This is a genomic window from Gilliamella sp. BG1 (assembly GCF_046635625.1).
Classification (GTDB): Bacteria; Pseudomonadota; Gammaproteobacteria; order Enterobacterales; family Orbaceae; genus Gilliamella; species Gilliamella bombi.
This window is the reverse complement of record NZ_JBIDFG010000031.1, coordinates 1-8,391: the sequence shown is the minus strand read 5'-3', so window position 1 is coordinate 8,391 and position 8,391 is coordinate 1. Positions and strand designations below refer to the sequence as shown.

General features: G+C 37.9%; 5 protein-coding genes. 2 read left to right on the top strand and 3 right to left on the bottom strand.

Annotation, left to right across the window (positions count from 1 at the left end; all coding sequences use genetic code 11):
- Window positions 1–50 precede the first annotated feature (50 nt).
- Window positions 51–311: a hypothetical protein gene (locus ACGH80_RS11370; RefSeq protein ID WP_174798986.1), complete on the top strand. Its 261-nt coding sequence runs from the start codon at window positions 51–53 to the stop codon at window positions 309–311.
- Between the two features lie 72 nt (window positions 312–383).
- Here ACGH80_RS11370 and ACGH80_RS11365 read toward each other — a convergent pair whose 3' ends face one another.
- From ACGH80_RS11365 to gltB, 3 genes are all read right to left on the bottom strand, one after another.
- Window positions 384–671: an NINE protein gene (locus ACGH80_RS11365; RefSeq protein WP_174798987.1), complete on the bottom strand. Its 288-nt coding sequence runs from the start codon at window positions 669–671 to the stop codon at window positions 384–386.
- Window positions 672–1,027: 356 nt separating this feature from the next.
- Window positions 1,028–2,440 carry an FAD-dependent oxidoreductase gene (locus tag ACGH80_RS11360; protein ID WP_065589372.1) on the bottom strand — a complete coding sequence of 471 codons (1,413 nt, stop codon included), beginning with the start codon at window positions 2,438–2,440 and terminating at the stop codon, window positions 1,028–1,030.
- 13 nt (window positions 2,441–2,453) lie between these two features.
- Window positions 2,454–6,911, bottom strand: a complete 4,458-nt coding sequence (gltB, locus tag ACGH80_RS11355) for a glutamate synthase large subunit (protein ID WP_085164349.1) — start codon at window positions 6,909–6,911, stop codon at window positions 2,454–2,456.
- Between the two features lie 284 nt (window positions 6,912–7,195).
- Between gltB and ACGH80_RS11350 the strand changes: the two genes are divergently transcribed.
- Window positions 7,196–8,391, top strand: a 1,196-nt coding sequence (locus tag ACGH80_RS11350; RefSeq protein WP_411631182.1) for a spermidine synthase, incomplete at its 3' end; no start/stop codon positions are given.

The window sequence follows — 8,391 nt, the reverse complement described above, 5'->3', positions numbered from 1 at the left end:
ATCACTGGCATTTATGTTAATGTGGCTGCCAATGTATTGTTGAGTAATTTATGTACAGCAAAGATCAACAGCCCCTAGTAAGAATGAACGTTATAAAACTATTTTTTATGGAATTAAACGTTTGGTTAAAGTTGAAAAAATATTTACAAAAACCACCAACCTTCAAACCGAATGGAAAAGCCGAAAAGAGTGATACTAATTTTGAATTAATATGTAGCGTAATCAACAAATATTTAGTGATGCAAAAGATAGAAAATAAAAGCTCAAATGCTTTATTAATTTTTATAATACCTTTAAACCCCATAAAGTGATTTTAGGGAAAAACGCCTTATGAGTTTTAAAGGATTATTTTAATCATGAAATGTAAATAGCCTTTTTACATACTATGAATTTTTTTCATTTATAGCCTGTGTTGATGGTTCAGTGTGGCAAGCGTTATTAACTTGAATTGAAATATTATTTGGTGACAGATTATATTTACTTTTGTAGATACAGTTAGCATAGTCAACCATACCGCTAGTTAGAAATAGGTCTAAAAACCATCCAATACCTAATAAACCAGCAGTAAAAAACCAAATGAAGCCTGTAATCCATTTTCCACAGTACATGCGATGGGCTCCCCACATTCCAAGAAAGAACCATAATAAATATGCGACACCTTTACTTTTCATACTATCTCCATTTTATAATTAACTTATGTTTTTATTAATAATTAATGCTTTTTATAAATATTATTCATACCTGATGCAGTAGATAATTGATGTAACGTTAATTTTTAGTGTAACGATAATAGTAAAATCGCTAATTTTACTGTTTTCTTATTTATTCTGCAAATAGAAGAAGCATATAATATTACAAGAAGTTAACTCGATTTTGTTGAAATGAATGCTAATGAGTAATAAGTATCTGTTAGATTAAATCTGAGCTACTAAAATTAAAAATAAAAACTCGAATCATTAAAAACCCGCTGTTTTAAAGCGGGTTTGTTTTTTATTTAAAGTAATTTTGATTGAGAGCAAGATAGTCGCTAAATCTCTAAGTAATCTAAGATACCTTCAGCCGCTTTGCGACCTTCGCTAATGGCAGTGACAACTAGATCAGAACCACGAACAGCATCGCCACCAGCAAAGATTTTTGGATTGGTGGTTTGGTAGCTGTTAGCTTCGGGTGCGATGATTTTGCCTTGTGGGTCAAATTCGACACCATGCTGAGCAAGCCAAGGCATGGCATGTGGTTTGAATCCAAAAGCCATAATTACTGCATCGGCAGGAAGAATAAATTCAGAACCTTCGATAATTACTGGCGAGCGTCGTCCTTTTGCATCTGGCTCGCCGAGTTCTGTCCTTACCATTTTTATGCCTGTTACTTGTCCTGTACTGTTAATTTCAATGCTGAGAGGTTGTACGTTAAATTGGAACTGTGCGCCTTCTTCTTTGGCGTTTTTGACTTCTCGTTTTGAGCCCGGCATGTTGGCTTCGTCTCGGCGATAAGCACAAGTAACTTCAGTTGCACCTTGACGAATAGATGTTCGTACACAGTCCATTGCAGTATCACCACCACCTAATACCACAACACGTTTGTTTTTCATGTCAATGTATGGGGTATCTTGGGTTTGCGCATGTTTCATTATGTGTTTAGTGTTGGCAATTAAAAATGGTAAGGCATCATAAACGCCGTTGGCATCTTCGTTTTGAAGACCCGCTCGCATTGATTGATAAGTTCCAGCACCCACAAAAACCGCATCAAATTCGTTGATTAAGTCGGTTAATTGTACCGTTTTACCGACCTCAGTATTTAGACGGAACTCAATGCCCATTTCAGTAAAAATATGTCTTCGGTTGATTAATACTTCTTTATCAAGTTTAAACGCTGGGATGCCAAAGGTGAGTAGTCCACCAATTTCAGGGTGACGGTCAAACACCACTGGCGTTACGCCATTGCGGACTAAGACATCGGCACAAGCAAGGCCAGCAGGACCAGCACCAATAACTGCAACTTTCAATCCTGTTTTTTCGACGTTTGATAAATTAGGTTTCCAACCCATTCTAAAGGCTTCATCAGTAATATAACGCTCTATATTACCTATGGTAACTGCGCCAAATTCAGCATTTAAAGTACAAGAGCCTTCGCAAAGGCGATCTTGTGGGCAAACTCGGCCACAAACTTCAGGCAGGCTGTTGGTTTGATGTGAGAGTTCAACCGCTTCTAATATTTTGCCTTCATTAACCAGTTTTAACCAATTGGGTATATAGTTATGCACAGGGCATTTCCATTCACAATATGGGTTGCCACAAGCAAGGCAACGATCAGCCTGCGCTTGTGATTGTGGAGCAGAAAATCCTTCATAAATTTCAACAAATTCAATTTTGCGAATGTTTAACGATTTTTTAGGCGGATCAACACGTTGTAAATCGATAAATTGATAAACATTTTGGCTCATTTTCGTGTTCTCCTTACTGTGCTTGAATACGTAATTCTGCTGATGAGCGACTGCGGTGCCCAAGTAGCGCTGTTACATCACTCGATTTTGGTTTGACTAATACAAATTGTTTTGAATAATCATCCCAATTAGCCAAAATTTCTTCCGCGCGTGATGAATGGGTAAGTTGAGCGTGCTCCATTATTAAACCACGTAAATGTTCTTCGTGAATTGAGTAATCAGCAACATTCAATAGTTCCACTAACTCTTTATTTATGCGTTTATGGAAATCACTATCTTCATCTAAAATATAAGCAAAACCACCTGTCATACCTGCACCAAAGTTAACTCCTGTTTTACCTAATACGCAGACAATACCGCCTGTCATATATTCACAGCCATTGTCTCCAATGCCTTCAACAACACTAATTGCACCAGAATTACGTACCGCAAATCGTTCTCCAGCACGTCCAGCGGCAAAGAGTTTTCCTCCAGTTGCACCATATAAGCAGGTATTACCGGCAATGGTTGCTTCATGGCTTAAAAATGCTGAGCCTTGCGGTGGTCGAATCACAATACGACCGCCAGCCATGCCTTTACCAACATAATCATTGGCATCGCCTGTGAGTGTTAAGTCCACACCTCCAGCGTTCCAAACACCAAAACTTTGACCCGCAGTGCCGTTAAAGTTAAGCGAAATAGGATCAGCAACAAGACCTTGGTCACCATATTTTTTGGCAATATAGCCAGATAAACTAGTACCCACAGAGCGATCAGTATTTTGTATATCAAAATAGAGGCTTTGGCTTTGGCGATTATCAACAAATTGTTGTGCTTGTGTGATGATCTCTTTATTTAGCACACCTTTATCAAATGGTTTATTGTCTTCAATACAATAAACTGGTTTGCCATCAATAGGTTTTGCTGTTTCGAGCAGTCCTGATAGGTCAAGTTTTTGTTGTTTTGCTGTGATGCCATCAAGTTCTAATAACAGATCGGTGCGTCCTATCAAATCGACGATACGACTGACACCTAGCTCGGCCATAATTTCTCGCGTGTTACGCGCAATAAAGCGGAAATAGTTTATCGCTTTTTCTGGCAGGCCATGATAATGTTCGCTACGCAGTTTTTCGTCTTGCGTTGCAACACCCGTTGCACAGTTATTAAGGTGGCAAATACGCAGATATTTACAACCTAAGGCAACCATTGGTCCTGTTCCAAATCCAAAACTCTCAGCACCTAAAATAGCTGCTTTGACAATGTCGGTACCCGTTTTTAAACCACCGTCTACTTGTAAACGTATTTTGTGACGTAACCCATTGGCGACTAATGATTGCTGAGTTTCAACCAACCCTAATTCCCATGGAGAACCAGCATATTTGACTGAAGTTAATGGGCTGGCGCCTGTTCCACCATCATAGCCTGAAATGGTAATTAAGTCGGCATAGGCTTTAGCAACTCCAGTTGCGATTGTGCCAACGCCTGGCTCTGATACTAATTTAACCGAAATCATGGCATTAGGGTTAATCTGTTTTAGGTCAAATATTAATTGTGCCAAATCCTCAATCGAGTAAATGTCGTGATGAGGTGGTGGTGAAATAAGTGTGACACCCGGTACAGAAAAACGCAATTTAGCAATATATGGTGTGACTTTGTCGCCAGGTAACTGACCACCTTCCCCCGGTTTTGCTCCTTGTGCTACTTTGATTTGAATAACATCGGCACTCATTAAGTAACTTGGTGTTACACCAAAACGACCTGATGCAACTTGTTTTATGCGTGATACTTTTATGGTGTTGTAGCGAGCTGGATCTTCACCTCCTTCGCCTGAATTTGAAAAACCACCGAGCGTGTTCATTGCTTCGGCAAGGGATTCATGTGCTTCAGGGCTTAGCGCACCAATTGACATGGCTGCCGAGTCAAAGCGTTTGAACAGTGATTCTTCTGGTTCGACTTGATCAAGTGGAATAGCTGCGTTTTCAGGTGGATTGAGCTTTAATAAATCACGCAAGGTGGCAATAGGGCGGTTGTTGACGATATCGGCATAGCGTTTGTAATCTTCATAATTGCCATTATTGACCGCTTTTTGTAGTGACTGTACTACATCAGGATTATAAGCATGATATTCACCACCATGAACATATTTAAGTAACCCACCTTGTTCTAATGGTTTTCTTTTCAGCCATGCACTTTTTGATAAGTTAAATTGGTCTTGCGCAAAATCATCAAAATTGGCACCATTAATACGGTTAGTAACTCCTTGGAAACAAAGTTCAACGACCTCTTTATTTAAGCCAACTGCCTCAAATAGTTTTGAACAGCGGTAAGAGGCGACGGTTGAAATGCCCATTTTTGACATAATTTTATATAAGCCTTTGTTAATTCCATTACGATAATTAAGAATGGCTTCACGGTAAGATTTGTTTATTGTGCTATTATCGACCATTTGGCCTAAGATTTCGTAGGCTAAATAAGGGTAAATTGCGGTTGCACCAAAACCAAGAAGTACCGCAAATTGATGTGGATCACGGCAGCTTGCGGTTTCGACAATGATATTAGCATCGCAACGTAAGTTTTTTTCAACTAAGCGTTGCTGAACAGCTCCAACTGCCATAGGCGCAGGAATTGGTAAGCGATCAGGCGCTATATTTTTATCTGATAAAATCAATAATACCGTGCCATTGCGAACTTTTGCTTCAGCATCACCACATAATTGTTCAATGGCATCGCGCAGGCTACCATCGATTTCATAAGTGATATCTAAGGCTTCTGATTTGTAATAACGTGATTCTAATGCTGTTAATTGTTTAAAATCTGAATAAACCAAAACAGGAGATTTGAACGCAACACGATGCGCCTGACCTTCTGCTTCGGCAAACACGTTCATTTCACGACCAATACTAGTTGAAAGTGACATAACGTGTGATTCGCGTAGTGGGTCGATAGGCGGATTTGTTACCTGAGCAAATTTTTGACGAAAATAATCATAAATTGAGCGAGGTCTTGTTGATAGTACCGCAAATGGTGTGTCATCGCCCATTGAGCCGGTGGCTTCTTGACCGTTTTCACCTAGCACTCGAATACATTGGTCTAGCTCTTCAGCACTATAACCAAATTGTTTTTGATAAGTTGCTAGCAAGATATCGTCATAATATCGAGAGCCAATGTTATCATCAGGTAGGTTTTCAAAAGGGATCAGTCTTTTAACATTTTTTTCCATCCATTCTTTATATGGATGACGTTTTTGTAAATCGTTGTCTGTTTCAGACGATTGTAAAATGCGACCTTCTTCAGTGTCTATAACTAACAATTCACCTGGACCAACGCGTCCTTTAGTGACGACTTCGTCAGGTTGATAATCCCAAATACCGATTTCGGATGCACAGGTAATGAGTTTGTCTGTCGTTATTACATAACGTGCAGGACGTAATCCGTTACGGTCTAAGTTACATGCGGCATAACGACCGTCAGACATTACAATACCGGCAGGACCATCCCAAGGTTCCATATGCATTGAGTTGAAGTCAAAAAAAGCACGCAGATCTTCGTTCATGTCAGGATTATTTTGCCATGCAGGTGGAACCAATAAGCGCATGGCTCGTACAATATCCATTCCTCCTACAAGAAATAGCTCAAGCATGTTATCTAATGAACTTGAATCAGAACCTGTGACATTAACAAAAGGTGCCGCATCTTGTAAGTCCGGAATGAGTGGCGTTTTAAATTTATAGGAACGTGCTTGTGCCCATTGTCTATTACCTTCAATAGTGTTGATTTCACCATTATGAGCTAAATGCCGAAAAGGTTGCGCTAATGGCCAACGAGGAACAGTATTGGTTGAAAAACGTTGATGAAATAAACAAATTGCTGTTTCCATTCGGATGTCAGCCAAATCTAGATAGAATCGAGGTAAATCTTTAGGCATACATAAGCCTTTATAGATATTGACCTGATTTGAGAAGCTACAAACGTAAAATGTATCGTCTTGTACCCGTTTTTCAATTCGACGGCGCACCATGTATAGGCGGCGTTCTAAATCAATTTTTGTCCATCCAGCGGGTGCATTAACAAAGACTTGTTCAATTTTAGGCAATGATGATAGGGCAATTTCACCAAGCACACTTTTATCAATTGGTACTTCACGCCAACCTAGAATGGATAAGGTTTCATTGGCTAATTCTTCTTCGACAATATCACGGCTAATTTGAGCTTCTTTTTCATCTTGGCTCAAAAACAACATACCAACGGCATAATTACTTGCTAAACGCCAGCCCGCATCTTGTGCCACTAATCTAAAAAATCGATCGGGTTTTTGTAATAAAAGTCCACAGCCATCGCCAGTTTTACCGTCTGATAAAATGGCACCACGGTGTTGCATTCTGGCAAGTCCGTGAATTGCAGTACGCACCACTTTATGACTTGGTTGTCCTTCAATGTGAGCAATTAAACCAAATCCACAGTTATCTTTTTCATGATGCTGGTTATATAACATATCATTGCCTCTAATTCATCGTTTTATAATTTAAGAAGGAATAGGCTTTAATTCCATATTGCGTGTGAAGTTAATCAAAAATTAGTTTTTGGTCAAATAAATATTACTTATAAGTTAATCTTCCAATATAGCGTTATTAATAAAGCTAATGGCGGTTTGTATTACGTTTATATCTAGTTGTATTTGATGTAAAATGAATAATTGTATAAAACATTAGCAATTAATTATATGTTTACTATAATAGTTATAAATAATAATAGTTAGTTAGGAGTAGGAAAATCGCTATGAAATATTTTGCTTGGTGCATTTCGCTTTTAGTTGGATTAATGAGCTTAGGTCAAGAAATGCTATGGTTTAGAATCGTTAGCTTTATGTTAGGTGGTGCTCCCTATGCTTTTGCACTTGTACTGTTCTTTTTTCTATTAGGTATTGCTTTTGGTGCAAATCGAGGCAAAGCAATTTGTACACGCTATTCGAACCTACTATTGGTCGGAGGAGTGGTTTTAATTTTTGCTGGTCTTATTGATATATTGATTCCATTTGTTATTCAAAGCCTAAATCAACCAAATAGTTTATTTGAATGTGTATGTACATGTTGTATTTTAATATTTGTCGTTGCAGCTTTAAATGCAATATTATTTCCAATTGTGCACCATTTAGGGACGAATATAGCCAATGGAAAAGTAGGTGTTTCAGTTTCTAAAGTCTATTTTTTTAATATTATTGGCTCAACGCTTGGTAGTTTATTAATTGGCGGAGTTCTTCTTGATTATATTTCTATTTCATCAATGTTTATTTTAATAGGTATTGTTTGTATCTTATTAGGTGGCTTGATGATAATTAAAAAATCGGCAGTTTCTGTTTCTGCCTTTGCTATACTTGGTATTAGTTGCTTTTGTTTAGTCGATAAACACACTGATTATATTTTCAGAGATAGCTTCGGACAAGACATATCTATCAATTCTTATATTGAAAATCGCTATGGTGTAATTCATATCGCCGATGACAATAAGGATGGAAGAAAAAATATTGTATTAGGAAACAGTGTGTATGATGGTATTTTAAATATAGATCCCGATAATGATATAAATGATTTAAATCGACTTTATTTATTGGCAGCAACTCACTTAAATCCTAAAAAAGCGTTGGTTATTGGTGTAAGTGGTGGGGCTTGGACGCGTGCTCTATCAAGTTTCCCTACATTAGAAACAATTGACGCCATTGAAATTAATAAAGGTTACTTGGATATTATTAAACAATACCCAGTTGTTTCTCCAATACTAGATGATCATCGAATTAATATCTATATTGATGACGGTCGACGTTGGCTTAAACGAAATAGCGATAAAAAGTATGATTTAATTATTATGAATACTACTTATCATTGGCGTTCAGGTGCAACTAATCTATTATCGCAAGAAATGATGAATATATTACATAATTCATTAAATCCTAATGGTATTTTGGCATTTAATAGTAC

Excerpts from the sequence above, each read along its gene's own strand:
- ACGH80_RS11365 (WP_174798987.1), bottom strand. The coding sequence starts at position 671 with ATGAAAAGTAAAGGTGTCGCATATTTATTATGGTTCTTTCTTGGAATG.
- ACGH80_RS11360 (WP_065589372.1), bottom strand. The coding sequence starts at position 2,440 with ATGAGCCAAAATGTTTATCAATTTATCGATTTACAACGTGTTGATCCG.
- ACGH80_RS11370 (WP_174798986.1), top strand. The coding sequence starts at position 51 with ATGTACAGCAAAGATCAACAGCCCCTAGTAAGAATGAACGTTATAAAA.
- gltB (WP_085164349.1), bottom strand. The coding sequence starts at position 6,911 with ATGTTATATAACCAGCATCATGAAAAAGATAACTGTGGATTTGGTTTA.